General features: G+C 72.1%; 21 protein-coding genes. 10 read left to right on the top strand and 11 right to left on the bottom strand.

The window, feature by feature from the left end:
* Positions 1 to 2: 2 nt before the first annotated feature.
* Complete coding sequence (locus AB8A24_RS32690; protein ID WP_369478303.1) at positions 3 to 1,133, bottom strand: LLM class flavin-dependent oxidoreductase; 1,131 nt, start codon at positions 1,131 to 1,133, stop codon at positions 3 to 5.
* A gap of 113 nt (positions 1,134 to 1,246) precedes the next feature.
* On the opposite strand from AB8A24_RS32690, the gene AB8A24_RS32685 reads away from it, so the two are divergent.
* The 3 genes from AB8A24_RS32685 to AB8A24_RS32675 all read left to right on the top strand — a co-directional run bounded on the left by AB8A24_RS32685 (position 1,247) and on the right by AB8A24_RS32675 (position 3,197).
* Complete coding sequence (locus tag AB8A24_RS32685) at positions 1,247 to 1,852, top strand: helix-turn-helix transcriptional regulator (protein WP_328963728.1); 606 nt, start codon at positions 1,247 to 1,249, stop codon at positions 1,850 to 1,852.
* 65 nt (positions 1,853 to 1,917) lie between these two features.
* A complete protein-coding gene (locus tag AB8A24_RS32680) occupies positions 1,918 to 2,646 on the top strand; it encodes a VWA domain-containing protein (RefSeq protein WP_328963727.1) in 729 nt (242 codons plus the stop codon).
* 35 nt (positions 2,647 to 2,681) lie between these two features.
* Positions 2,682 to 3,197 carry a pyridoxamine 5'-phosphate oxidase family protein gene (locus tag AB8A24_RS32675; RefSeq protein WP_266390471.1) on the top strand — a complete coding sequence of 172 codons (516 nt, stop codon included), beginning with the start codon at positions 2,682 to 2,684 and terminating at the stop codon, positions 3,195 to 3,197.
* Positions 3,198 to 3,211: 14 nt separating this feature from the next.
* Here AB8A24_RS32675 and AB8A24_RS32670 read toward each other — a convergent pair whose 3' ends face one another.
* From AB8A24_RS32670 to AB8A24_RS32655, 4 genes are all read right to left on the bottom strand, one after another.
* Complete coding sequence (locus AB8A24_RS32670) at positions 3,212 to 4,516, bottom strand: DUF1906 domain-containing protein (protein ID WP_369478302.1); 1,305 nt, start codon at positions 4,514 to 4,516, stop codon at positions 3,212 to 3,214.
* 243 nt (positions 4,517 to 4,759) lie between these two features.
* A complete protein-coding gene (locus AB8A24_RS32665; protein ID WP_369478301.1) occupies positions 4,760 to 5,794 on the bottom strand; it encodes an ABC transporter permease in 1,035 nt (344 codons plus the stop codon).
* Complete coding sequence (locus AB8A24_RS32660) at positions 5,791 to 6,684, bottom strand: ABC transporter ATP-binding protein (RefSeq protein WP_328963724.1); 894 nt, start codon at positions 6,682 to 6,684, stop codon at positions 5,791 to 5,793. The genes AB8A24_RS32665 and AB8A24_RS32660 overlap by 4 nt, the downstream gene beginning before the upstream one ends.
* Positions 6,681 to 7,088 (bottom strand): GntR family transcriptional regulator, encoded by a 408-nt coding sequence (locus tag AB8A24_RS32655; RefSeq protein WP_328963723.1) that lies wholly within the window; start codon positions 7,086 to 7,088, stop codon positions 6,681 to 6,683. Before AB8A24_RS32655 ends, AB8A24_RS32660 begins: the two co-directional genes overlap by 4 nt.
* Positions 7,089 to 7,339: 251 nt before the next feature.
* On the opposite strand from AB8A24_RS32655, the gene AB8A24_RS32650 reads away from it, so the two are divergent.
* The gene (locus AB8A24_RS32650; protein ID WP_328963722.1) at positions 7,340 to 7,756 is read left to right on the top strand and encodes a hypothetical protein; all 417 of its coding nucleotides are present in this window, start codon (positions 7,340 to 7,342) and stop codon (positions 7,754 to 7,756) included.
* A 93-nt stretch (positions 7,757 to 7,849) separates the two neighbouring features.
* On the opposite strand, the gene AB8A24_RS32645 is transcribed toward AB8A24_RS32650, so the two are convergent.
* The 5 genes from AB8A24_RS32645 to AB8A24_RS32625 all read right to left on the bottom strand — a co-directional run bounded on the left by AB8A24_RS32645 (position 7,850) and on the right by AB8A24_RS32625 (position 16,191).
* On the bottom strand, positions 7,850 to 8,050 hold the full coding sequence (locus AB8A24_RS32645) for a DUF397 domain-containing protein (RefSeq protein WP_328963721.1): 201 nt from the start codon (positions 8,048 to 8,050) through the stop codon (positions 7,850 to 7,852).
* Complete coding sequence (locus AB8A24_RS32640) at positions 8,035 to 8,871, bottom strand: Scr1 family TA system antitoxin-like transcriptional regulator (protein WP_369478300.1); 837 nt, start codon at positions 8,869 to 8,871, stop codon at positions 8,035 to 8,037. Before AB8A24_RS32640 ends, AB8A24_RS32645 begins: the two co-directional genes overlap by 16 nt.
* A 223-nt stretch (positions 8,872 to 9,094) precedes the next feature.
* Entirely contained in the window at positions 9,095 to 10,555 is a 1,461-nt protein-coding gene (locus AB8A24_RS32635; RefSeq protein WP_328963719.1) for a glutamate synthase subunit beta, read from the bottom strand.
* Complete coding sequence (gene gltB, locus AB8A24_RS32630; RefSeq protein WP_369478307.1) at positions 10,548 to 15,086, bottom strand: glutamate synthase large subunit; 4,539 nt, start codon at positions 15,084 to 15,086, stop codon at positions 10,548 to 10,550. Before gltB ends, AB8A24_RS32635 begins: the two co-directional genes overlap by 8 nt.
* 373 nt (positions 15,087 to 15,459) lie before the next feature.
* Positions 15,460 to 16,191: a VIT1/CCC1 transporter family protein gene (locus AB8A24_RS32625; RefSeq protein WP_369478299.1), complete on the bottom strand. Its 732-nt coding sequence runs from the start codon at positions 16,189 to 16,191 to the stop codon at positions 15,460 to 15,462.
* Positions 16,192 to 16,450: 259 nt separating this feature from the next.
* Here AB8A24_RS32625 and AB8A24_RS32620 point away from each other — a divergent pair, with 259 nt between their 5' ends.
* From AB8A24_RS32620 to AB8A24_RS32595, 6 genes are all read left to right on the top strand, one after another.
* Positions 16,451 to 17,437: an ADP-ribosylglycohydrolase family protein gene (locus AB8A24_RS32620; RefSeq protein ID WP_328963718.1), complete on the top strand. Its 987-nt coding sequence runs from the start codon at positions 16,451 to 16,453 to the stop codon at positions 17,435 to 17,437.
* Between the two features lie 311 nt (positions 17,438 to 17,748).
* Positions 17,749 to 18,918, top strand: coding sequence for an ADP-ribosylglycohydrolase family protein (locus AB8A24_RS32615; RefSeq protein WP_328966022.1), 1,170 nt, complete (start codon positions 17,749 to 17,751; stop codon positions 18,916 to 18,918).
* A gap of 7 nt (positions 18,919 to 18,925) precedes the next feature.
* Positions 18,926 to 20,071 (top strand): ADP-ribosylglycohydrolase family protein, encoded by a 1,146-nt coding sequence (locus tag AB8A24_RS32610; protein WP_369478298.1) that lies wholly within the window; start codon positions 18,926 to 18,928, stop codon positions 20,069 to 20,071.
* Between the two features lie 131 nt (positions 20,072 to 20,202).
* Complete coding sequence (locus AB8A24_RS32605; protein WP_369478306.1) at positions 20,203 to 21,780, top strand: ADP-ribosylglycohydrolase family protein; 1,578 nt, start codon at positions 20,203 to 20,205, stop codon at positions 21,778 to 21,780.
* Entirely contained in the window at positions 21,777 to 22,688 is a 912-nt protein-coding gene (gene rbsK, locus AB8A24_RS32600; RefSeq protein WP_266357928.1) for a ribokinase, read from the top strand. The genes AB8A24_RS32605 and rbsK overlap by 4 nt, the downstream gene beginning before the upstream one ends.
* The gene (locus AB8A24_RS32595; protein ID WP_369478297.1) at positions 22,685 to 23,881 is read left to right on the top strand and encodes a CaiB/BaiF CoA transferase family protein; all 1,197 of its coding nucleotides are present in this window, start codon (positions 22,685 to 22,687) and stop codon (positions 23,879 to 23,881) included. Before rbsK ends, AB8A24_RS32595 begins: the two co-directional genes overlap by 4 nt.
* Here the strand turns inward: AB8A24_RS32595 and AB8A24_RS32590 are convergent.
* Complete coding sequence (locus tag AB8A24_RS32590; protein ID WP_328963714.1) at positions 23,850 to 25,139, bottom strand: transposase; 1,290 nt, start codon at positions 25,137 to 25,139, stop codon at positions 23,850 to 23,852. The genes AB8A24_RS32595 and AB8A24_RS32590 overlap by 32 nt on opposite strands.
* Positions 25,140 to 25,188: the final 49 nt, after the last annotated feature.

Below are 25,188 nucleotides of genomic sequence, written 5' to 3'. Positions count from 1 at the left end.
GCTCAGCCCTCCAGGGCGCGGAAGTGCGGGATGACCTTCTCGCCCCACTGGCGGATGGTCTCCATGCACGCCTCCTGGGGGACGGTGCCCATCTGGATCAGGCACATCACCTCGTCGACGCCGATCCGGCGGAGCTGCTCGACGTAGGCGATGGCGGTCTCGGCGCTGCCGTACGCGTGCTCGGCGTTGTAGGTGCCGGTGTCGACCGGGCGGGCGGGGATGTTCGCCTCGTGCAGTCTGGCGACGAGTTCCTCCCGTCCCCTGGCCAGGGCCGCGACATGCGAGTCGGCGCTCTCGTCGTCCGCGTATCCGGTCGGCTCGGGGCCGTTGCCGTACCAATGGGCGATGGACTCGGCGAAGAAGCGTTGCCCGCGGGTGCCCAGACGCAGGGCCCGCTCGGCGTCGTCGAGGACGATGGTCGGGCAGAGGGCGGAGAAGTGGTCGTTGACCCCGGTCGAGACGAGGCGCTCGGCGCCGCGCGTGGCGATGGCCTCGTCGTAGACCTTGCGCATGGCGCGTACGTCGTCGGCGCCGGCGAAGCCCATCACCAGGGCGCCGATGCCGAGCTCGGCGGCCAGCTTGAGGGTGTCGTGCTTGGAGCAGGCCATGAACAGCGGCGGGTGCGGGTCCTGGACCGGGCGGGGCAGGATCGCGCCGGGGCCGATGTCGATGGAGCCGTGCCATTCGAAGGTCTCCTCCTTCCAGGCGGAGGAGAAGATCCGTAGCGCCTCCTCCGTCTGCGGGTAGGTGTCCTCGGGCCTGACCCCGTACATGGACATCTCCTGGCGGGTGGCACCGCGCCCGGCGCCGATGTCGACGCGGCCGCCGGAGAGCACGTCGAGCATGGCGGCGCGCTCGGCGACCCGCACCGGGTGCTGGTAGCCGAAGGGCATGGTGACGACGCCGTGGCCGATCCGGATCCGGCTCGTGCGGGCGGCCACCCAGGTCAGGAAGATCTCGGAGGCGCTCATGTGCGCGTACCGGGTCAGGGAGTGGTGCTCGACGGCCCAGATCCGGTCGAAGCCCATCTCCTCGGCGAGGACGGCCTGTTCGACGCAGTCGTGGATGACCTGGCGTTCGCGTTCGGGGGTGGGGTCGACGAGCTGCGCCTCGAAGATCATCGAGAACTTCACGGTGAGGTCCCTCCATCCGGTCCCTGCGGTCACTATTTCTAATAGAAATACTTCTAGCAGTCATACACCGCAGGGGGAAGGGTGCCGTCGGGGCCGGTCGTAGACTGCGCTGCGTGGCAGACGAGACGAACAAGCGCGCGCTCCCCGCGACCAGCTGGGCGGTGCTCGGGCTGCTCTCGTTCGGAGAGGAACTCTCCGGTTACGACCTGAAGAAGTGGTCGGACCGGTCGCTGCGGTTCTTCTACTGGAGCCCGTCGTTCAGCCAGATCTACAGCGAGCTCAAGCGCCTGGAGAAGGCGGGCTACGCCTCCTCGCGGATGGTCTCCCAGGACACCGGGACGCGCGACAAGCGCGTCTACCGGATCACGGACGAGGGCATGACGGCCGTACGCGAGTGGGCCCGCGAGGCCCCCGTCGACCCGCCCGTCCTCAAGCACGGGCCGATGCTGCGACTGTGGCTGGGCCACCTGCTGGATCCGGAGCAGATGCGCGCAGTCCTCGGCCGGCATCAGGAGTTCGCGGAGAAGATGCGCCGTCGCGCGATGGCCGACGCGGAGGGCGCGAAGGAGGAGAGCGCTTGGGCGTACCCGATGCTCACCCTCAAGTGGGCCGAGCGGTACTACGCCTCCGAGCGCGACCTCGCGGCCGCCATGCTCGACGACATCGACGCATCGGCCGCCGGGCGGGACGGGCACGAGCCGCGCGACAGGCGCCCGTAGGACCGCCGGAAGCGGAACAGCGGCTCTCGCCCGACGGGGCCGGCGCGCTGCCGTACGCTCGCCCCATGACGGGCAGTGCGATCAACCTCCGCAAGGTCGAGGAGACGGCTCCGGCGCTCGTGAGCCTCTACAAGAGCGCCGGGGTCTCCCTGCGCAAGTACGGCATGGAGGGCGGACGGGCCGCGGTCTACCTGGTCCTGGACTACTCCGGATCGATGAAGCCGTACTACGCCGACGGCAGCGTGCAGGCCCTCGCGGACCGGGTACTCGGACTGTCCGCGCACCTGGACGACGACGCCCGCGTACCGGTGGTCTTCTTCTCCACCGAGGTCGACGCGGTGGAGGAGATCTCGCTGGCCGGGCACGAGGGCCGGGTCACCGAGATCGCCTCCCGGCTGGGCCACATGGGCAAGACGGCCTACCACGCGGCGATGGACGCGGTCATCGACCACTACCTGGACTCGGGGGCGACGGCCCCGGCCCTGGTCGTCTTCCAGACCGACGGCGGCCCGATCAACAAGCTCGCGGCGGAGCGGTACCTGTGCAAGGCGGCCCGGCTGCCGCTCTTCTGGCAGTTCGTCGGCTTCGGGAACACGCGCAGCACGCAGTTCGACTTCCTGCGCCGGCTGGACGAGCTGCCGGTGCCGGCGCAGCGGGCCGTGGACAACGCGGGCTACTTCCACGCGGGAGCGGACCCCCGCACGGTGTCGGACGGGGAACTGTACGACCGCCTGGTCGGGGATTTCCCGGTGTGGCTGGCGGCGGCGCGGAGTGCGGGCATCGTGCGCGCCTGACCGGTGACCGCCGGTGCCCGCGCTTTGATGGACGTATGACGCATACCAGCTGGGCAGTCTTCGAGAAGGCGGAACCGGAGTTCGCTGCGGCCGTCCAGGCCCGTTTCGCGCAGTACCCGCACCACGTCCTGGCCACCCTGCGCAAGGACGGCTCCCCCCGCGCGACCGGACTGAATGTCGACATCCGGGGCGGGGAGCTGTGGCTCGGCATGATGTTCGGCTCGATGAAGGCCAGGGACCTCCAGCACGACCCGCGCTTCGCCCTGCACACCAACCCGGGCGCGGGCGAGGACATGCCGCACGGGGACGTACGGATCTCCGGGCGCGCGGTGGAACTCGTGGACCCGCCCGAACTGCACCGGTACGCGGAGGAGACCGCGACCCCGCACCCGTTCCACCTCTTCCACGCCGACCTGACGGAGGTCGTCCACGTTCACGTGCAGGGCGACGACCTGGTGATCCGCACCTGGACCCCGCAGCACGGCCTCCACACCCTGCGCCGCGGCGACGACGACGAACCCCCGCGCGAGGACCCGGCGCCGGACGCCTGAGCCGGAGAAACGGACTAGCTGAGCGGGGGGAGGCCGCCGACCGGGCCGAGTGCGGTGGGGTTCACGTCCACCCAGTTGCGGTCGATGGTGAGGGTGACCCGGCCGTAGGTGGCCTTGTGGTCGCCGCGGAACTGGTGGGCCCGGCGGGGGCCGGCCCACTTGGTGGTGCGCTTCGGCAGGCCCATGTCGGCGTCGCCGACGGTGGCCGAGAGGTTCCAGCGGGCGGCCCAGAGCACGTCGGGCATGGCCTGCGGGGCCTGGTGGTGGTGGGCGCTGAGCGCCTTGACCCCGGAGCTCACGGAGACGTAGGCGGCGGAGCGGTAGCCCAGCTCGTGCAGCCGCACCGTCCAGGCGGTCAGATAGGCGACGACCGGGGCGTCCCAGGTGGCGCGGTCCGTGTAGTTCTCCACGTCGTTGTAGAGCACCGTGCCCTCGGCCAGGCCCAGCGACCGGGCCGCGTCCACCGCGCCCTCGGCGGCCTCCCGGCCCTGCCCGTCGGCCTCGGAGGGGTCGGTGGACAGGCCGGTGCCGGCGTTGTACCAGGGCTGCGGGCCCACCCAGATCGGCATCAGGTGCCAGCCGGCGGGGGCCTGCCGCCGCACCCAGCGTGCCGTGAGCCGTGGTTGGGCGCAGGCCCGGGCCCGCCCGCCGATGTAGACGCCGATCGCGCCGAAGGGGGAATCGGCCCGCCAGGTGTCCATGGCCTTCTGGGTGGGGGCGGTGCAGGCGTCGAAGCCCTCGCCCTTGAAGGGTTCCTGGGCGCTACGGGGCTTCGGGCCACCGGTGGTGGGCACGGCGACGACGGGGGTCGGGACGGGCGGGGGCGCCACGGCGCGCGCCCGGGCCAGTACCCGGCGTACGGCGTCGGGCGTGGCCCCGTAGGAGACGGTGGCCATGACCCCGGACCGGCGCAGGGCGTAGCGCAGCTCGTTGCTGCCGGAGCGGGGCGGGGCCTCGCGCAGCGTGCTCGAGGAGCTCACCGTGACGGTCGGGACGTCGGCGCGCTCCGGGGCCTCGTCAAGGGGTTCGAGGTGCAGGGTGTCGGCGCGGCCGGCGACGGCCCGGCCGGTGCATTCGGCCTGGGTGCCGGCGGGGCCGAGGTACAGGGTGGGCAGGTCGAGGCGCACGCACGCGTCGGGGTTCTCGTCGAGGTCGACGACCCGCCAGTGGGCGGGGAGGGTGACGCGCAGGCCGCGGTAGTCGACGGTCCGGCCGATGTCGTCGTCGACGGCGTCGGCGGTACGGGCGGCGGAGTGCTGGACGGGCATCAGCAGGGCGGCGCCGAGCAGGCCGCTCAGCAGGGTTCGGACGGGAGCCATGATCCAGATGGGTACCAGACCGCGGCCGCCGTGAACTTCGCCCACGGTGCGCCCAGTTGGCCCGTCCGGCCCATCTCGACCCGGTCCGGCCGGTAGGGGTGGGTCACCTGCACGAGTGATGCGGGCCCGGGCCCGTCGCCGGGGCGACGGGCCCGCTGCCGCGGGCGAGTAGGGTCGAGGGGGCGGCCGAAGCCAGTTGCGTTGGCTTCGGCCGCCCCCTTTTTCTCCTTCTCCGCGACCCGGTCAGGTGGCCCGGCGGCGCAGCCACCAGGAGCAGAACCAGGCCAGCAGCCCGGAGAGCGCGAGGAAGATCCCCGTCTCGATCCACTGGAAGGTCCAGTAGCGGTCGGCGGGCTGGTAGTCGACCTCTATGTGGAGGTCCGACGTGGCGAAGCACTCGAAGGGTTCCTTCTCGCGCTGCGCGCAGCCCTCGGCGCCGCGGACCTCCTTGCCGGCGGGGTCGAGGACCGTACCGAGGTCGGACACGACCCAGACGCCGGGCCTGAGCACCCCGATCCGCAGGTGGGCGTCGTCCCCGGACCCCTTCAGCTGGATGTGGTTCCCGTTCCACGCGTCCTTCGGCGCACCGGACTCCTCTCCGCCGCCGACCGGCGCCGCGACGAGGGAGCTGAGCGCCACATCGGCGTGCTCCGCCGCCACGAAGTGCGGGCGGATCGCGAAGGGCACGAGGATCTGGATCGCGACGAAGGCGGCGAGGGTCGCGGCCATCGCGGGCACGGTACGCCGGATCAGGAGTCCGACGCAGGCGCCGAGGGTGAAGGCGAACGCCGCGTAGCCGAGGGGGACGATCCCGCGCCCGCCGAACATGAGGGCGGTGAACCGGTCCAGGTTGATCCGGTCGATGGGGCTCGCCCACCAGGTCACGAGGAGGCTGAGCACCCCGGTGACGGCGACGGCGATCAGACCGACGGCGCCGAGCTTGACCAGGAGCCAGCGGCCCCGGGTGATGCTCTGGTTCCAGATGAGCCGGTGGGTGCCGGTCTCCAGTTCACGGGCGATCAGCGGGGCGCCCCAGAAGATCCCGATGATGCCGGGGGCGGCGAGCAGCAGGCTCGTGACGTAGTAGGTCAGGGTCTGGTACTCGACGACCAGCGCGTTCCTGGCCGATTCGCAGTCGCTGCCGCAGCCGGCGACGGTGCTGTCGTAGACCTCGCGCATCCGCAGGCCGGTGACCACGAGGAATATGGCGATCGCGGCGAGGACGGCCAGGGCGGCGAGGGTCTGGACGCGGTATTGGCGCCAGGTCAGCCAGATCATCGCTGCTTCTCCCGGGTGGGTCGGGGGCCGGGGCCGGCCGCGGCCTGGCTCATGTAGGTGAGGACCAGGTCCTCCAGGTCGAGCGGCTCCAGGATCCAGGAGGGGTCCTGGACCGCCTTGTCGGAGCGCACGATGAAGGTGCTCTGCCGCTCGGTGTGGGTCTCCTGGATGACCTGCATGCCCGGGGGCAGGGTGGCCGCCTCGCGGCGGGCGGTGGTGAGCCGGAAGTGGGTGGCGAGCAGGTCGTCGACGTCGCCCGCGATCTGGACGCGGGAGCCCACGAGCGAGATCAGGTGGTCGCAGACCCTCTCCAGGTCGGACACCAGGTGCGAGGAGAGCACGACGGTGGTCCCGTGTTCGGCCACGACCTCCATCAGGCTCTGCAGGAACTCCCGCCGGGCCAGCGGGTCCAGGGCGGCGACGGGCTCGTCGAGGATCAGCAGCTCGGGCCGTTTGGCCACGGCGAGGGTCAGGGCCACCTGGGCACGCTGGCCGCCGGAGAGCTTGCCCGCCTTCTGGGCGGGGTCCAGGCCGAGCTGCCGGATCCGCTCCTCGGCCGGCTGTGCGTCCCAGCCCGGGTTGAGTCGGGCGCCGAGTTTCAGGTGGTCGGCGATGGACAGGCCCGCGTAGGTGGGGGTGTCCTGGGCGACGAACCCGACCTTGGCGAGCTGCCCGGGCCCGGAGGCGGGACGCCCGCCGAGCACCTCGATGCTGCCCGAGGTGGGGTCGATGAGCCCGCAGGCCAGTTGTAACAGGGTGGACTTCCCGGCCCCGTTGGGCCCGACCAGGCCGACGACCCGCCCGGACGGCACACTCAGGGTGCAGTCGCTCAGCGCCTCTTTGCGGCCGTACCGCTTGCCCAGCGCGCGGGCTTCCAATATGGCGGTCATTTCTCCTCTTCGGTGTGCGTGTCCGTGCCGGTGCGGGCGCGGAAGGTGCTCAGGAACAGGGCCTCGATGCTCTCCTCGCCCAGCCCGGCGGTCCGCGCCTTGTCGAGCCACAGCTGCAACTCCCGACGCAGCGGCTCGTGCTCGGCGATCGAGTCGTCGCCGAGCGTGCCGGAGATGAACGTGCCGACCCCGGGCTTCTTCGCGACGAGGCCCTCGTATTCGAGCTCCCGGTACGCCTTGAGCACGGTGTTCGGATTGATCGCCACACCGGCGGCGACGTCCTTGACCGTCGGCAGCCGATCTCCCTCGGACAGCAGCCCGAGCCGCAGGGCCTGACGCACCTGGTGGACGAGTTGCATGTACGGGGCGACACCGGAGCGGGCATCGAGGTGAAACTCGATCACTGTCCTCCTCTATTCATCTAGCTTCCTAGCACTATAGGACTATGCGTGTCCGATGGCTGTCAAGCGAGTGGGCGTCAACACAGCCGCGAGCAGCCTGGATCGGGGACGGAGCGGCTCGACGCGATCGCGGCCGCGCCGGGCGGGAAACAGGACCCTCCCGGCTGAGTACGCGTACTCAGGTGGATGTCAGTACCGCTGGATAGCGTCACGACTGTCCGACGAACGGACGACACGACAACCTGGGGGACGACATGAAGAAGCGCACGACCGCCCTGGCGGCCTTGGCCCCGGCTCTCGCGATGGCCCTGGCGGCGAGCCCGGCCCAGGCCGCGCCGACGGGCGAGGTCATCGGCTACCCGGGTCCCGACGGCCTGATCTGGATCGCCGACCAGGCCGGCACCAGCGGCTTCGTCTCGGGCGGCCTCTCCCCGCAGCTGGACACGTTCATCACGTTCGGCTGCGCCGACGGCGGAAGCATCGAGGTGTCGTTCCGGCTCCAGGAGCACCCGGACCGCGACCCGGCCCCCTTCACCGTCGACTGCCCCGGCACGGACCCGACGGTCGTCACGCTCCCCCTCGGCACCGGCATCCACGGCGGATTCACCGCGTGGGTGACAGCCTCGACCCCGACCACCCGCTGGGGCGCCACGGTCACCCAGCCCGAGTAACCCCGCACACGCCGCAGCGCCCGCCACCCCTGATCGGGGACGTGGCGGGCGCCGTGATTCCGCCGGCCGGACGCCAGGGGTTGCGGCCCGAGGTCAGGCTTGAGCCTTCACGTCGAGGATGAACGAGGACCACACGACGGCCGGGAACACCAGGACCGGGCCGGCGCCGCCTTGCTTGCTGTCGCGCACGGGGACCACGTCGAGGAGGTCGTCGGACACCTCGACGCAGTCGCCGCCCTCGCCGTTGCTGTACGAGGACTTGCGCCAGGACAGGGCGTTCACGTCTGCGCGCATGTCGCGTACTCCTCCGTCACCGACTCGATCAGGGTCAGGGACACCTCCGGCGACAGCGCAGCGGCCCTGGCAAGATCGTATGACCTCCAGTGACGCTGAACCAGGGCCGGATAGTCGAGCAATTGCCCCGCGTGGGGGCCCTCCGTATAGGCCACATCGGGCGCGTCCGGGAACTGGATGATGCGCACCAGCGAATTCAGGGCGCCGTGGGCGCCTGCCGCGAACGGCACCACCTGCACGGTGATCCGATGGGCCCGGACGTACGCCGAGATGTGCCGCAACTGTGCGGCCATCACGGCAGGCCCCCCGACTGCCGTCCGCAGCACCGACTCGTGGAGGACCACCCACACCTGGGGGGTCTCCGGATCAGCGAGGAGCCGTGCGCGTTGGATTCGTGCCGCGACCAGCGCTTCGACACGCTCGGCCAGCGCAGTCGGGCTGGTAGCACGGATCACGGCCCTGGCGTACTCCTCCGTCTGGAGCAGCCCGGGAACCAGCATGCAGGCGTACTCGTAGGTGGCCGTCGCCAGGCCCTCCAACTCGGCCACGGTGGCGAAGTATTCGATGTGCTTGGACTTGAGGGCCTTGGCCAGGCGGAAGAAGTAGTCCCCCGTGTTGAGCTCCCGGTCGATGAGCTTGGCGATCTCAGGGCGCAGCCGACGACGCCCGCTCTCCATCATCCCGACGTACGCCCCTGTGGCGAAGATGCGCTCGCCCAGCCCCTCCTGGGTCAGCCCCGCCGCCTCTCGCTTCCCCCGCAGTTCCTCACGGGCGAACTCCTCCGGCGTCTGCGCTCCAGCTTCGTCATTCGGCTTGGCCATGAGCCAACTCCCCGCTTCCGCAGTGCCCTCGCTCCGCGAAAGAGCGTAGTCCTCGCCGCGACGCAGGTTCAGCGGAACGCATTGATACGACTACAGAACGCCACAGCGCCCGCCACCCCTGGTCGGGGACGTGGCGGGCGCTGTGTCGGTGTGCCGTACACCGTTGTACGGGCCGTATGAGGGGTCCCACCCCTTCGCGGGGGCGGGGGCGCTGCCGGTGTTGTTACACCGTCAGCGAGCGGTCCGTCGGCTTGACCGGGTACGGGAGGGCGCTGCTGCCGGTCAGGAAGCGGTCCACGCCGCGGGCGGCCGAGCGGCCTTCCGCGATGGCCCAGACGATGAGTGACTGGCCGCGGCCCGCGTCGCCGGCGACGAAGACGCCGTCCACGTTGGTCGCGTAGGAGGCGTCGCGGTCGATGTTGCCGCGGGCGTCCAGTTCCAGGCCGAACTGCTGGACCAGACCGTTCGCCTGGTCCGTGCCCGTGAAGCCCATCGCCAGGGTGACCAGCTGCGCGGGGAGGACGCGCTCGGTACCGGGCTTCTGGACGAGCTTGCCGTCCTCGAAGGCGACCTCGACCAGGTGGAGGGCCTGGACGTTGCCGTCCTCGTCGCCCTCGAAGTGGGTGGTGGAGACGGAGTAGACCCGCTCGCCGCCCTCCTCGTGGGCCGAGGTGACCTTGTAGAGCATCGGGAAGGTCGGCCACGGCTGGTTGGCGTTACGGTCCTCGCCCGGCTTGGGCATGATCTCCAGCTGCGTGACCGAGGCCGCGCCCTGGCGGTGGGCGGTGCCCACGCAGTCCGCGCCGGTGTCGCCACCGCCGATGACGATCACGTGCTTGCCCTCGGCCGTGATGGGGGGCGCCATGAAGTCGCCCTCCTGGACCTTGTTGGCGAGCGGCAGGTACTCCATCGCGAAGTGGATGCCGTTCAGCTCGCGGCCCGGGACCGGCAGGTCGCGGGAGACGGTCGCGCCCGCCGCGATGACCACCGCGTCGAACCGCTTGCGCAGGTCGGTGGCGGTGATGTCGCGGCCGACCTCGATGCCGGTACGGAACTTGGTGCCCTCCGCGCGCATCTGCTCGATGCGGCGGTTGATGTGCACCTTCTCCATCTTGAACTCGGGAATGCCGTAGCGCAGCAGGCCGCCGATGCGGTCCGCGCGCTCGTACACGACCACGGTGTGGCCGGCCCGGGTCAGCTGCTGGGCGGCGGCGAGGCCCGCCGGGCCCGAGCCGATGACGGCGGCGGTCTTGCCGGACAGCCGCTCCGGCGCCTGCGGGGTGACGTCGCCGTTGTCCCACGCCTTGTCGATGATCGAGACTTCGACGTTCTTGATGGTGACGGCGGGCTGGTTGATGCCGAGCACGCACGCCGACTCGCACGGGGCCGGGCACAGCCGCCCGGTGAACTCCGGGAAGTTGTTCGTCGCGTGCAGGCGCTCCGACGCGGCGGTCCAGTCCTCGCGGTACGAGAAGTCGTTCCACTCCGGGATCAGGTTCCCGAGCGGGCACCCGTTGTGGCAGAACGGGATGCCGCAGTCCATGCAGCGGCCGGCCTGCTTGCTGATGATCGGGAGCAGCGAGCCCGGGACGTAGACCTCGTTCCAGTCCTGCAGCCGATCGGCGACGGGACGGGTGCAGGCGGTCTCGCGCGGGGTGGTGAGGAAGCCCTTCGGGTCAGCCATGGGTCGCCGCCTCCATCATCTTCTCCGTGGTCTCGGATTCCGAGAGTCCGGCGAGCTCAGCGGCGTCCTTGGCGGCGAGCACTGCCTTGTACGTGGTGGGGATGATCTTGCTGAAGCGGTCCACCGCGACGGACCAGTCAGCCAGGAGCTTCGCGGCCACGGTCGAGCCGGTCTCCTCCTCGTGGCGGCGCACCACATCGTGCAGCCACTGCTTGTCGGTGTCGGACAGGGCCTCGACGGCGCCCGCGTTGCCGACGTTGACGTTGTGCGGGTCGAGGTCGATGACGTACGCGACGCCGCCCGACATACCGGCCGCGAAGTTGCGGCCCGTCTCGCCCAGGACGACCGCCCGGCCACCGGTCATGTACTCGCAGCCGTGGTCGCCCACGCCCTCCGAGACGACCAGCGCACCCGAGTTGCGGACGCAGAAGCGCTCGCCGGTGCGGCCGCGCAGGAACATCTCGCCGCCGGTGGCTCCGTAGCCGATGGTGTTGCCGGCGATGGTGGAGTACTCGGCGAGGTGGTCGGCGCCGCGGTCCGGGCGGACCACGATGCGGCCACCGGAGAGGCCCTTGCCGACGTAGTCGTTGGCGTCGCCCTCCAGGCGGAGGGTGATGCCCTTCGGCACGAAGGCGCCGAAGGACTGGCCGGCGCTGCCGGTGAAGGTCAGGTCGATGGTGTTGTCGGGCAGGCCCGCGCCACCGAACTTCTTGGTGACCTGGTGGCCGAGCATGGTGCCGACGGTCCGGTTGATGTTGCGGATCGAGACCTGGGCGCGGACCGGCTGGGCCGCCTCGGCGGTCTCGGCGTTCAGCGCGTCGGCCGCGAGCTCGATCAGCTCGTTGTCGAGGGCCTTCTCCAGACCGTGGTCCTGCTCGATCAGGGCGTGGCGGACCGCGCCCTCGGGCAGCTCCGGCACGTAGAAGAGCGGCTCCAGGTCGAGACCCTGCGCCTTCCAGTGCGTGACGGCCGCGGTGGTGTCGAGGAGTTCGGCGTGGCCGACGGCCTCCTCGATCGTGCGGAAGCCCAGCTCGGCGAGGAGCTCGCGCACCTCCTCCGCGATGTACTCGAAGAAGTTGACGACGAACTCGGGCTTGCCGGAGAAGCGGTCGCGCAGGACCGGGTTCTGGGTGGCGATGCCGACCGGGCAGGTGTCCAGGTGGCAGACGCGCATCATGACGCAGCCGGAGACGACGAGCGGCGCGGTCGCGAAACCGAACTCCTCGGCGCCGAGCAGCGCGGCGATGACCACGTCGCGGCCGGTCTTGAGCTGGCCGTCCGTCTGGACGACGATCCGGTCGCGCAGCCCGTTGAGCAGCAGGGTCTGCTGGGTCTCGGCGAGGCCGAGCTCCCAGGGGCCGCCCGCGTGCTTGAGCGAGGTGAGCGGGGAGGCGCCCGTTCCGCCGTCGTGGCCGGAGATCAGGACGACGTCCGCGTGGGCCTTGGAGACACCGGCCGCGACCGTACCCACGCCGACCTCGGAGACCAGCTTCACGTGGATGCGGGCGACCGGGTTGGCGTTCTTGAGGTCGTGGATCAGCTGAGCCAGGTCCTCGATGGAGTAGATGTCGTGGTGCGGCGGCGGGGAGATCAGGCCGACACCCGGGGTGGAGTGCCGGGTCTTGGCGACCCACGGGTAGACCTTGTGGCCGGGCAGCTGGCCGCCCTCGCCGGGCTTGGCACCCTGCGCCATCTTGATCTGGATGTCGTCCGCGTTGACCAGGTACTCGCTCGTGACACCGAAGCGGCCGGAGGCGACCTGCTTGATGGAGGAGCGGCGCGCCGGGTCGTACAGGCGGTCCGGGTCCTCGCCGCCCTCACCGGTGTTGGACTTGGCGCCCAACTGGTTCATGGCGATGGCGAGGGTCTCGTGCGCCTCCTTGGAGATGGAGCCGTACGACATGGCGCCGGTGGAGAAGCGCTTGACGATGTCGGCGACCGACTCGACCTCGTCGATGGAGATGGCTTCGCGGTCCGACTTGAAGCCGAACAGGCCGCGGAGCGTCATCAGGCGCTCGGACTGCTCGTTCACCCGGGCCGTGTACTGCTTGAAGATGTCGTACCGGCGGTTGCGGGTGGCGTGCTGGAGGCGGAAGACCGTCTCCGGGTCGAACAGGTGCGGCTCGCCCTCGCGGCGCCACTGGTACTCGCCGCCGATCTCCAGCGCGCGGTGCGTGGCCGCGATGCCGGAGACGGGGTACGCCTTGGCGTGGCGCGCGGCCACCTCCTTGGCGACGACGTCCAGGCCGGCGCCGCCGATCTTGGTGGCGGTGCCGTTGAAGTAGGTCTCGACGAACTCGTCGTTCAGGCCGACGGCCTCGAAGACCTGGGCGCCGCGGTAGGAGGCGACGGTGGAGATGCCCATCTTGGACATGACCTTCAGGACGCCCTTGCCGAGCGCGTAGATCAGGTTCTTGATGGCCTGCTCCGGCTCCAGGCCGGACAGGAAGGTACCGGCGCGCAGCAGGTCCTCGACGGACTCCATGGCGAGGTACGGGTTGACCGCGGCCGCGCCGTAGCCGATGAGCAGCGCGACGTGGTGGACCTCGCGGACGTCACCGGCCTCGACCAGCAGACCCACCTGGGTGCGCTGCTTGGTGGCGATGAGGTGGTGGTGCACGGCGGAGGTGAGCAGCAGCGACGGGATCGGCGCGTGCTCGGCGTCCGAGTGACGGTCCGAGAGGACGATCAGGCGGGCGCCGTTGGCGATGGCCGCGTCGGCCTCGGCGCGGATCGCCTCGATGCGGGCGGCCAGGGCCTCGCCGCCGCCGGAGACCCGGTACAGGCCGGAGAGCGTGGCGGCCTTCATGCCCGGCATGTCGCCGTCGGCGTTGATGTGGATGAGCTTGGCCAGCTCGTCGTTGTCGATCACCGGGAACGGCAGGGTGACGCTGCGGCAGGACGCGGCGGTCGACTCCAGCAGGTTGCCCTGCGGGCCGAGCGAGGACAGCAGCGAGGTGACGAGCTCCTCGCGGATGGCGTCCAGCGGCGGGTTGGTGACCTGCGCGAAGAGCTGGGTGAAGTAGTCGAAGAGCAGCCGGGGGCGCTCGGACAGGGCCGCGATCGGGGAGTCCGTACCCATGGAGCCGAGCGGCTCGCCGGCGGTACGGGCCATCGGCGCGAGGATGACGCGCAGCTCTTCCTCGGTGTAGCCGAAGGTCTGCTGGCGGCGGGTGACCGAGGCGTGGGTGTGCACGATGTGCTCACGCTCGGGCAGGTCCGACAGCTCGATCTCGCCGGTCTCCAGCCACTCCGCGTAGGGCGCGGCGGCGGCCAGCTCGTTCTTGATCTCGTCGTCCTCGATGATCCGCTTCTGGGCGGTGTCGACGAGGAACATCTTGCCGGGCTGCAGGCGGCCCTTGCGGACGACCTTGGCCGGGTCGATGTCGAGCACGCCGACCTCGGAGCCGAGGACGACGAGGCCGTCGTCGGTGACCCAGTAGCGGCCGGGGCGCAGACCGTTGCGGTCGAGGACCGCGCCGACCTGGGTGCCGTCGGTGAAGGTGACGCAGGCCGGGCCGTCCCAGGGCTCCATCTGGGTGGAGTGGTACTTGTAGAACGCGCGGCGGGCCGGGTCCATGGAGGTGTGGTTCTCCCACGCCTCCGGGATCATCATCAGCACGCTGTGCGGGAGCGAGCGGCCGCCGAGGTGGAGCAGCTCCAGGACCTCGTCGAAGGAGGCCGAGTCGGAGGCGTCCGGGGTGCAGATCGGGAAGATCCGGTCCAGCACGCCGTCGCCGAAGGCCTCGGAGGCCAGCTGGGACTCGCGGGCCTTCATCCAGTTGCGGTTGCCCTTGACCGTGTTGATCTCGCCGTTGTGCGCGACGAAGCGGTACGGGTGGGCGAGCGGCCACGACGGGAACGTGTTCGTGGAGAAGCGCGAGTGGACCAGGGCGAGCGTCGAGGCGAAGCGGCGGTCGGAGAGGTCCGGGAAGAAGGGCTCCAGCTGGCCGGTGGTCAGCATGCCCTTGTAGACGATGGTGCGGGCGGAGAGCGACGGGAAGTAGACACCGGCCTCGCGCTCGGCGCGCTTGCGCAGCACGAAGGCCTTGCGGTCCAGCTCGATGCCCGTGCTCCCGTTGCTGACGAACAGCTGGGAGAAGGCCGGCATGGTGGCGCGGGCGCCGTTGCCGAGCAGGTCCGGGGTGACCGGGACCTCGCGCCAGCCGAGGACCGTGAGGTTCTCCTCGGCGGCGATGGCCTCGATCCGCTCCACGGCGACGGCCTGTGCGGAGCCGTCGGCGGGGAGGAAGGCGATGCCGACGGCGTAGCCGCCAGCATCGGGGAGCTCGAAGCCGGCCACCTCGCGCAGGAACGCGTCGGGGACCTGGCTGAGGATTCCGGCGCCGTCGCCCGAGTCAGGCTCGGAGCCGGTCGCGCCGCGGTGCTCGAGGTTCCGCAATACGGTCAGGGCCTGCTCAACGAGTGTGTGGGTGGCCTCGCCGGTGAGGTTCGCCACGAATCCGACGCCACAGGCGTCCTTCTCGTTGCGCGGGTCGTACATGCCCTGCTGGGCGGGGCGACCGTCCATGGGCGACCAGGCGGTGGTGCTGGGGCCGGTCGCGGAGTGCGTGGATGCGGAACGCATCGGCTCTCCCGTCGTCGTCGTGGCATATGTGCATAGCCGAGGGACGACGTTGGCCCTCTGCGAAATTTCGTGCAGATTACATGATGACGACAATCCCGAGAAGCGGATACGTCATTCCAGCATGCGGACACTGCACGAGGCAGAAAGAGCGGACTTCCGCGGCGCGCTAAGGATTTTTCGCGAGGCGGACGTCCGGATGCAGGGCGGGCATCGTTGCCCGGAGCCCTGGTGTGATTCCCGGCGGACACGGATTCGAAACCGCCGAGTAACGGACTACTTATGTTGCGTACCGCATAGTGTCTCACTCCAGCCGCGGTCAGCCTATGGCTCCACCGATCCAGGTTCCCAGGATGTACGTCACACCGGCGGCCGCGCCACCCAGGACCAGCTGGCGTACGCCGCTGTACCACCAGGACCGGGCGGTGACCCGGGAGACGATCGCGCCGCACGCGAAGAGCCCGGCCAGCGCGAGCAGCACCGCGGGCCACAGGGCCGTGGCACCGAGCAGGTACGGCAGTAGGGGGAGCAGCGCGCCCAGCGCGAAGGATCCGAAGGACGAGACCGCGGCGACCAGCGGCGAGGGCAGGTCGTCGGGGTCGATCCCGAGCTCCTCGCGGGCGTGGATCTCCAGCGCCTGCTCGGGGTCGCGCGACAGCTGCATGGCGACCTCGCGGGCGAGCGGCGGCTCGACCCCGCGGGAGACGTAGAGCTCGGCGAGCTCCTCCATCTCGTCGATCGGGTGCTTGCGCAACTGCTGACGCTCCACGTCCAGTTCGGCGAGGACCAGTTCGCGCTGCGAGGCGACGGAGGTGTATTCGCCGGCCGCCATCGAGAAGGCACCGGCCGCGAGACCCGCCAGCCCGGTGATGACGACGGTCTGCGGGGCGACGGCGCCGCCGGCCACGCCGGTCATCAGGGCGAGGTTGGAGACGAGCCCGTCCATGGCACCGAAGACGGCCGGCCGCAGCCATCCACCGTTGACGTCACGGTGGGTGTGGTTGTCACGGTGGGCGGTGTGCAGTGGTGCTTCGATGTCGATGATGGACATGCGTGAAATCTCCCCAAATGTGCGAACGGACGCCGAGACGCGCCCCGCTCCCCCTGAACACCTCGAAACTACGCACGATTTCCGTCGCCCGCCAGCAAGGAAGGCCGTACTTACCTGGGCTTTTGCGGGTCGGCGACCGGGTGACGGGGGTGTTCGCGGGGTGTTTCGCGGTGGGCGACAAACCACATGCCATGGCACAAATCCCCCAAGGGCTCATGATGAGCCCCATCGAATGTGGGAGAGGCGCGCCATGGAGCCGATGAAGCTGATTGCATGCAATCCGCAGGTCCTCCTCGAACGGGCCAGGGGCGCTCTTCTCGGACTCGCGGTGGGCGATGCGCTGGGCGCTCCCGCGGAGAACATGAAGCCGTCGGAGATCCGGGCGAAGTGGGGCCGCATCGAGGGTTTCGTGTCGGAGGACCCGGCGGGCACGGACGACACCGAGTACGCGATCTTCTCCGGGCTGCTGCTGGCCCGCCACGGCTCGGCGCTCACCGTCTCCCACGTGGAGCGGGCCTGGCACCACTGGATCGCCGACCTCGACGAAGGCCCGTTCCGGGGCGCCGGGTTCTCCGAGCGCGGCACGCTGGAGAACCTCCGCCGGGGCCTGGCCGCACCCATCTCGGCCCAGCACCGGCACGCCTGGTCGGACGGCCTGGCCATGCGGGCCGCGCCGTTCGGCGTGTTCGCCGCGGGCCGACCCGCGGAAGCGGCCCGGCTCGTCGCCATCGACGGCTCGGTCAGCCACGACGGCGAGGGCATCTACGGCGGCCAGGCCGTCGCGGCGGGCGTCGCCGCGGCCATGGCCGGCGGCTCCCCCGCCTCGGTGGTCTCGGCGGCCCTGTCCGTCATCCCGTCCGACTCCTGGACGGCCCGCTCCCTGCGCCGGGCGGTCACCGCCGCCCCGCGCGGCGAACGGGCGGTGCGCTCGGCGGTGGTCATCGGCGGCTACCCCTGGACCGACCTGGCCCCCGAGGCGGTGGGCCTGGCCTTCGGCGCCTTCGCCGCCTGCCGGGGCGACTTCCCGTCCTCCGTCCTCACCGCCGTGAACATGGGCCGCGACGCCGACACCACGGCGGCGGTGGCGGGCGCCCTGGCCGGTGCGCTGTCGGGCGCCGCCGCGATCCCCGCCGACTGGTCCTCGGCCATCGGCCCGGTCCGCGGCAGCTGCCTCCCCTCGATGCGGGGCTACCACGTCCTGGACATCGCGGACCTCCTCACCCCGGAATGCGAGGTCCCCAGGTGACCCTCTCCCCCGACGACCTGACCGCCGTCGCACCGAGCCCCGCCCCACCGGCCCCGACCCCGACCCCGCTCCCGCTGCCGCTGCCGCTGCCGCTGCCGACGGAATGGGCATCGGGGACCCTGCTCCCGGCCGGGCAGGCCCTGGCCGAAGCGCCCCCGCACGCGCTGCCGGCACTGCCCCCGGCGAACCTGACCCCGGATGCCGGTCCGGCCACGGGATGGGCCGGGTCCGGGGACATCGCCGCCCTCGCCCCCGCCCCCGACCCCGCCGCGGGATCCCGGATCGTGGTCCGGACCTGGTCCGCCGCGGCCCTGGTCCGGGCCCCGGAACAGCCCGTCGAGGTCCCGCCGGGGAACCGCCCGATCGAGGGGCTCCTCCTCGGGCTCGCCGCGGGCGACGCGGCCGGGTGGCCCGCCGCCCGCCACCGCGCCAGCCGGATGCCCGAGTGGACCCGCCGCCTGACCCGCGAGCTCGACACCTTCGCCGAGCAGAACGCCACCACCACCCTCCCCGTCCCCATCGCCCTCAACCAGCCCCCCGAACCGCTGCGCCTCGGCCCCTCCGATGACGCCGAATGGGCCGCCTTCGTCGCCGAGTCCGTGCTCACCGCCGCCGGCGTCCTGCTCAGCGACCTCAGCAGGTCGAGAAGGATGCGCGCGGCCATCGACCTCGCCTGGAACGCCCTCGCCTCCGAGGTCGCCGCGGCAGCCGAACGCGCCCCCGAGGTCGAGTCCGCCGTCCTCCCGCTGCGCGCCCGGATCTCCGTCCGCGCCGGCCTCGGCAATCTCGCCACCGGCCTGCGCCCGCCCGCCACCGGCCACGACAACCCGCACTACTTCGACGACGCCGCCTGCGTGCGCGCCTGCGTCCTCGCCGTCGTCCATCCCGGGGACGCCCGCGCGGCGGCCGACCTCGCCGAGTTCGACGCCCGCTACACCCAGGACGGCGACGGGGTGCACGGCGCCCGCGCCATGGCCGCCGCCGTCGCCACCGCCTTGAGCGCCACCGGTGCCGACGACGCCGTCGACGCCGCCGTGGACGCCGCCCTCGAACAGCTCCCCGAGGCCACCGAGATCGGCCGCAACGCCCGGCACGCCGTCCGCCTCGCCCGTACCCACAAGGACGGGGGCGCCTTCGCCATCGTCCCCACCCTCGAACACGAGATCGTCGACCACGTCTACAGCTACGGGATCGCCGCCGCCGAGACCGTCCCCGTGGCCCTCGCCCTCGCCACCGCCGCCCGCGGCAGGATGATCGAGGCCGTCCCGGCCGCCGCCTGCCTGTCCCGTGTCGCGGACTCCGCTCCCGCCCTGGCCGGCGCGCTGACCGGCGTCCTCGGCGGCGGCGACTCGATCCCCGCCGCCTGGCGCGAGGCCTGCCGCACCCTCTCCGGCTGCGCGCTCCCCCGCCTCGCCGGCACCGACCTCGTGGAACTCGCCGCGCTCCTCGCGGCCACGGAACTCACCTCACCCAAGGGATGATTCGGACATGACGCTCACGTTGGAGGACCGGGCCCGCGGCGCTCTCGTCGGAGCCGCCGTCGGTGACGCGCTCGGTGGCCCGGTGGAGGGCTGGACCCCGGACCAGATCGTGGAACGGCACGGCGGCCGCGTGCACGGCATCGTCGGCCCCTGGCACGAGGACTGGCGTACGGCCCGCCCCATCGCCCCGTACCACAAGGGCGACGGGCACGTCACGGACGACACCCTGATGACACATGCGCTGGTACGGGTCTACAAGGCGGTACGTGACCACCTCGACGCCTACTCCGTCGCCGAGCACCTGGTCCCGGACCTGATGACCAACCCCCGCTGGATCCCCGAACTCGAGGCCGAGGCCCTCCCGCTCCAGCGGATCTTCCTCGCCGAGAAGTGGATCGTGACCCGGCTGCACTACGCGCACGTCGACCCCCGCGAGGCCGGCAGCGGCAACATCGTCAACTGCGGCGCGGCGATGTACATGGCGCCGGTGGGCATCGCCAACGCGGGCAACCCGGCGGGCGCGTACGCGGAGGCACTGGACGTCGCCGGCGCGCACCAGTCCTCGTACGGGCGGGAGGCGGCCGGCGTGTTCGCGGCGGCGGTGGCGGCCGCGTGCGTACCTGCGGCGACGGCCGCCTCGGTGGTGGACACGGCCCTGTCCCTGGCCAAGGACGGCACGCGCGCCGCGATCGCCGCCGTCCGCGAAGTCGCTTTGCGCCACCGGGACTTCGAGTCGGCGCTGGCCCCGCTGCGGGCGGCGGTCGCCCCGTACGACTCGGTCGGCCCGGACTACCGCGCCCCCTCCCTGGACGCCCGCCGCCCGTCCCGCCTGCACGCCATCGAGGAGCTCCCGATCGCGCTGGGCATGCTGCTCGTCGCGGACGGACGGTACGAGACGGCCGTGCTCGGGGCGGTCAACTACGGCCGGGACTGCGACTCCATCGCCACCATGGCGGGGGCGATCGCCGGGGCCCTGGGCGGCGAGGCCGTGGTCCCGGCCGGCTGGGCCAAGCAGGTCGCCGAGGCCAGCCGCCTCGACCTGCACGCGCCGGCCGAGGCGCTGGCCGCGGTGGCCCGGGAGATCTTCGCGCTCGACCGGTCCCGCCGCCGGTCCCACGAGTCGGCCTTCACCGCGATCGCGGCAGACCGGTGACGGGCGGCTCCGGGTCCGCCCCGGCCGCACCCGCACGCCCGCCGGAATCCCACGACGCCCCGGGCCCGGCCCGCCGGCGCCCCCCGCGGGAGCCCGGGGCGGACCCGGAGCCCGGCCCGGCGTGCGGGCTCCTGCGGCTGACCTGGGCCCAGCCCGAGGACCTCGTCGGGCACGAACTGCGCCAGGCCGCGGAGGACGGCCGGGACCCGGCCCCCGCCCTCCGCGCCTGGCTCGCTGCGGGCGGCCACCCCGCCCCCGAACGCGCCGGCTCCTCCCCCACCCCGGCCCCACCGGAACTGCGCGCGCTGGCCACCCGCCTCCTCGACGACCTGGCGCAGCTCCCGCCTCACTCCCCCATCGACGAACCCCGGTCCTGGCCGGACATCACCGCGGCCTGCCGGACCGGCCCGGTGCCGGACGCCGACGGCCCGCCCACCCGCCCCGGCCCGGTCGGCTCCCGGACCGACGAACCCCGGTCCGGCCCGGACACCGGCAGGCCGGAACGGAATCCGCGGCCGGCCGGCCGGTCCGGCGGGCCGGACCGCGCAGGGCAGGAACTCCTGCGGCCCGCCGCGCCCGGCCGGCTCCGCCCGGAGCAGGAGCCCCACCCACGGACCGGGCCGGAGGCCGCCCCGCCGACCGGCCCGGAGGCCGCCCTGCGGGCCCGGCTGGAAGCCGCCTGGCTCGGGCGGGCCGTGGGGTGTCTGCTCGGGAAGCCCGTCGAGAAGCTGCCCCTGGAGGGGATCCGGGCACTGGCCCGCGGCGCCGGCAACTGGCCGCTGAACCACTGGTTCAGCGAACGCGGCGTCCCGCCGGAGCTGCTCGCCGCGTACCCCTGGAACCGCCGCTCCGCCCCGACCTCCCTCGCCGAGAACATCGACGGCATGCCCGAGGACGACGACCTCAACTACCCCCTCCTCGGGCTGCTCCTGCTCCAGCGGCACGGCAAGGGCTTCACCACCGCCGACGTGGCCCGCCTCTGGCTCGACGAGCTGCCGGCCGGGCGGACCTTCACCGCCGAGCGCATCGCCTACCGCAATCTCCTCCTCGGCCTGGAGCCCCCCGCCACCGCCACCCACCACAACCCCTTCCGCGAGTGGATCGGCGCCCTCATCCGCGCCGACGTCCACGGCTGGACCAACCCGGGCGACCCGGCCGCCGCCGCGGCCCAGGCCTACCGGGACGCCGCCCTGACCCATACCGGCAACGGCGTCTACGCCGCCCTCTTCGTCGCGGCGGCCACCGCCACCGCCGCCACCGGCCGGTCGGACGTCCACACCGCGCTCCGGACCGGGCTGGCCTTCGTACCGCCCCGCTCGCGCCTCGCAGAGGCCGTCCGGTTCGGGATCCGGGCGGCCGGCCAGGAGACGGACTTCGACCTCGTCGTCGACCGGCTGCACGCGCGCTACGGGCACTACCACTGGGTCCACGCCGTCCCCAACACCGCGCTGATCGCCGCCGCCCTCACCCACGCCGACGGGGACTTCACCCGCTCCGTCTGCCGGGCCGTGTCCGGCGGCTGGGACACCGACTCCAACGGGGCCACCGCAGGCGCCCTCGCCGGACTGCTCACCGGCTCCCCGGACGGCATCGGACACCGCTGGACCGCACCCCTGAAGAATCGCCTCGCCACCAGCGTCCCCGGCTTCGACGGCATCGGCTTCGACACCCTCGCCCACCTCACCGCACAGGAGGCAGCACGCTCATGACGGCCATCGCCGTGCTCGGCAGTACGAACATGGACCTCGTCGCCTACGTCCCCAAGGCCCCCCGCCTCGGGGAGACCGTCACCGGCCGGGCCTTCCGCACGGTCCCCGGCGGCAAGGGCGCCAACCAGGCCGTCGCCGCCGCCCGCGCCGGCGGGGAGGTGGTGATGATCGGCGCGGTCGGGGCCGACGAGTTCGGCGTACGGCTGCGCTCCGCGCTCACCGCGGCCCGGGTCGACACGGCGGGCCTGCGCACCGTCGAGGGCGCCAGCGGCACCGCCCACATCACCGTCGACGACGAGGGCGGCAACAGCATCATCGTCATCCCCGGCGCGAACGCCGCCGTCACCGGTCTGGAGGCGGGGGACGAGGCCCGCATCGCCGCCGCCGGTTCCCTCCTGCTGCAGCTCGAACTACCCCTCTCCGCCGTCCTGGCCGGGGCCCGCGCCGCCCGCGCGCACGGCGTCCGTACGGTGCTCACCCCGGCCCCCGCCCAACCACTGCCGGCCGAACTCCTCGCCGCGACCGACCTCCTCGTCCCGAACGAGCACGAGGCGGCCGCCCTCACCGGGCTCACCGACCCCCTCCAGGCCGCCGAGGCCCTGCTGGCCGAGGTGCCCGAGGTGGTGATCACCCTCGGCGCGGCCGGGGCGCTGTACGCCGCTCGCGGCGCGGAACCGCTGACCGTGCCCGCGCCCCGGGTGCGGGCCATGGACACGACCGCCGCCGGGGACACCTTCGTCGGGGCCCTCGCGGTGGCCCTGGGCGAAGGCCGGCCGATGCCCGCCGCCCTGCACCGGGCCTCGGCGGCGGCCGCGCTCTCCGTGCAGCGACCGGGCGCCCAGGACTCGATGCCGACGCGCGCCGAGACCGACGCCTTCGCCGCGGCGCGGCCCGGAGCCGCCTCGTGACCACCACCGGCGGGCCGCTGGTGGGGCTCCGGGTGCTCGACCTGGCCACCCTGTTCGCCGGGCCGCTGACCGCCACGCTGCTCGGCGACTTCGGAGCCGAGGTCGTCAAGGTCGAGCACCCCGACCGTCCCGACCCCTCGCGCGGCCACGGCCCCGCCAAGGACGGCATCGGCCTGTGGTGGAAGCTCCTCGGCCGGAACAAGCGGACGATGACCCTCGACCTGTCCACCCCGGGCGGCCGGGACACCCTGCTGCGGCTCGCCGCCACCGCCGACGTGATCGTCGAGAACTTCCGCCCCGGCACCCTGGAGAAGTGGGGGCTGGGCTGGCCCGAGCTGTCCACGGCCAACCCGCGCCTGATCCTGGCCCGCGTCACGGCCTTCGGCCAGCACGGCCCGTACGCCCACCGCCCCGGCTTCGGCACGCTCGCCGAGGCGATGAGCGGTTTCGCCGCGATCACCGGGGAGCCGGACGGGCCACCGACCCTGCCGCCGTTCGGGCTGGCCGATTCGATCGCCGCGCTGACCTGCGCGTACGCCGTGATGACCGCCCTCGCCGGGCGGGAGCGCACCGGGCACGGTCAGGTGGTGGACCTGGCGATCGTCGAGCCGATCCTCACCGTGCTCGGCCCGCACCCGCTCTGGTACGACCAGCTCGGCTACGTCCAGCCCCGCACCGGCAACCGCTCCACGAACAACGCCCCCCGCAACACCTACCGCAGCGCCGACGGGCGCTGGCTGGCGGTCTCGGCCTCCGCGCAGTCCATCGCCGAGCGGGTCGTACGGCTGGTCGGCCGACCCGAGTTGATCGCCGAGCCCTGGTTCGCGACCGGCACCGGGCGGGCCCGGCACGCGGACGTACTGGACGAGGCCGTCGGCGGCTGGATCGCCCGGCACAAGGCCGAGGAGGTGGTCGCGGCGTTCGAGGACGCCGAGGCGGCCGTGGCCCAGGTCTACGACGTACGGGACGTGATGGCCGACCCGCAGTTCGCGGCCCTCGACACGGTCACCGAGGTCGAGGACCCGGAGTTGGGCCCGCTCCGTATGCAGAACGTCCTCTTCCGGCTCTCCGAGACCCCGGGCGGGATCCGCTGGGCGGGCCGCCCGCACGGCGCGGACACCGAGGAGGTCCTGACCGAGCTCGGGCTGACCGGAGCCGAGATCACCGCACTGCGGACCGAGGGAGCCCTTTGACATCCTCCCCGCCCTGGAGGACGGGGATTCCTGGCTCACGTTGGCTGGGGACCAGCGGTCCACCAGCTCTTACACGATCAGCGCCAGCCGGGTTGAGACCAGCCCGGACAAGCATCACGCGGGCGGAGTTCTTGTCCCTGGGGGAGACGGCTCCGCACGTGGTGCAGGTGTAGGTACGTTCCGAAAGAGGAAGTGCGTGCTTGGTTCTCGCTCCGCACGACGCGCAGTCCATTGTGGTGTGCGCGGGATGCACGAGGCGGACGTCCCGCCTGTGTTTGCGGCCCATCTCGATCAGGGCCGTCTTGGTGACGCCGATCGCCGCGTCGGCGGCTCTGCGGGCCATGGTGGTCTTGGCGAGGAACTTCGGGCGGAAGTCCTCGACGGCGATCGCGTCGTGGTCGGTCACGACGCGTTTGGCCCACTTGCGGGCGGTGTCCTGCCGCTGCCGGGCGACCTTCCTGTGCAGCTTCGCCGTCTGCCGCTGGGCCTCGCGGTAGCCCTTGGACGCGGCCTGCCCGCGTGCGGGCTTACGGCGAGCCATCATCCGCTGATAGTGGGCCAGTTTCCGCGCGGCGTTCGTCCCGTGCTGGGCGTGCGGCAAGTCGTGTGCGTCGCTGGTGGTGGTGGCGGTTTCCTTGACGCCCCAGTCCACACCGAGCACACGGCCCGTCTCCGGGAGCGGCTGGGTCGCGGCCGCGACGGCGAACGACGCGTACCAGTGCCCCACGGAATCCTGGTAGACACGCACGCTGGAGGGTGCGGCCGGCAGTTCGCGGGACCACACGACCGTCAGGGCGATGCCGCCCGCCAGGTACAGGCGGCCGTCCTTCAGCCGGAACCCGCGCACGGTGTAGTTCAGCGTGGGCAGCGCGTCCCGCTTGCGCTTGACGCGGGGCATCCCGGCGCGCTGCCGGACCGGCAGCTTCGCCTTGATGTCCTTGAGCGCCTTGGCGCGGGATTTGGCGAAGTCGCGGATGGCCTGCTGCTGCGGCACCGACGCACCCTCACGCAGCCACGACATCGCGGTGCGGGCCGCGGTCAGCATCTTGTCGAGCTGGGCCGGGCCGCACGTTGTCTTCTCGGCCGCATCCCGGTTCAGGTGGTGGACCTTGCGGGACATGGCCACGCACTCGTTCCAGATCCACCGGCAGCGTGCCCACTCGGCTTCAAGGCCGGTGCGGGCGGTCGACGACACGCGAAGCCGGTAGGTGTACCGGGTGTGCCCAGCGTCCTCCGCAGCCTTCTGTAGTGTCGCCATGGTGTCACTCTACCACTCGTAGGACACTCGAAACCCACTAGTCTGGGGT

Origin of the sequence: Streptomyces sp. BF23-19, from assembly GCF_041106355.1 — a bacterium.
GTDB classification, from domain to species: domain Bacteria; phylum Actinomycetota; class Actinomycetes; order Streptomycetales; family Streptomycetaceae; genus Streptomyces; species Streptomyces virginiae_A.
The sequence above is the reverse complement of the archived record's forward strand: the minus strand, read 5'-3'. Positions and strand labels throughout refer to the sequence as shown.

Bases quoted from the DNA above. Each gene is read 5' to 3' on its own strand.
- AB8A24_RS32680 (WP_328963727.1), top strand. From the start codon at position 1,918: ATGACGGGCAGTGCGATCAACCTCCGCAAGGTCGAGGAGACGGCTCCG.
- AB8A24_RS32675 (WP_266390471.1), top strand. From the start codon at position 2,682: ATGACGCATACCAGCTGGGCAGTCTTCGAGAAGGCGGAACCGGAGTTC.
- AB8A24_RS32670 (WP_369478302.1), bottom strand. From the start codon at position 4,516: ATGGCTCCCGTCCGAACCCTGCTGAGCGGCCTGCTCGGCGCCGCCCTG.
- AB8A24_RS32665 (WP_369478301.1), bottom strand. From the start codon at position 5,794: ATGATCTGGCTGACCTGGCGCCAATACCGCGTCCAGACCCTCGCCGCC.
- AB8A24_RS32660 (WP_328963724.1), bottom strand. From the start codon at position 6,684: ATGACCGCCATATTGGAAGCCCGCGCGCTGGGCAAGCGGTACGGCCGC.
- AB8A24_RS32650 (WP_328963722.1), top strand. From the start codon at position 7,340: ATGAAGAAGCGCACGACCGCCCTGGCGGCCTTGGCCCCGGCTCTCGCG.
- AB8A24_RS32645 (WP_328963721.1), bottom strand. From the start codon at position 8,050: ATGCGCGCAGACGTGAACGCCCTGTCCTGGCGCAAGTCCTCGTACAGC.
- AB8A24_RS32640 (WP_369478300.1), bottom strand. From the start codon at position 8,871: ATGGCCAAGCCGAATGACGAAGCTGGAGCGCAGACGCCGGAGGAGTTC.
- AB8A24_RS32635 (WP_328963719.1), bottom strand. From the start codon at position 10,555: ATGGCTGACCCGAAGGGCTTCCTCACCACCCCGCGCGAGACCGCCTGC.
- gltB (WP_369478307.1), bottom strand. From the start codon at position 15,086: ATGGACGGTCGCCCCGCCCAGCAGGGCATGTACGACCCGCGCAACGAG.
- AB8A24_RS32625 (WP_369478299.1), bottom strand. From the start codon at position 16,191: ATGTCCATCATCGACATCGAAGCACCACTGCACACCGCCCACCGTGAC.
- AB8A24_RS32620 (WP_328963718.1), top strand. From the start codon at position 16,451: ATGAAGCTGATTGCATGCAATCCGCAGGTCCTCCTCGAACGGGCCAGG.
- AB8A24_RS32610 (WP_369478298.1), top strand. From the start codon at position 18,926: ATGACGCTCACGTTGGAGGACCGGGCCCGCGGCGCTCTCGTCGGAGCC.
- rbsK (WP_266357928.1), top strand. From the start codon at position 21,777: ATGACGGCCATCGCCGTGCTCGGCAGTACGAACATGGACCTCGTCGCC.
- AB8A24_RS32590 (WP_328963714.1), bottom strand. From the start codon at position 25,139: ATGGCGACACTACAGAAGGCTGCGGAGGACGCTGGGCACACCCGGTAC.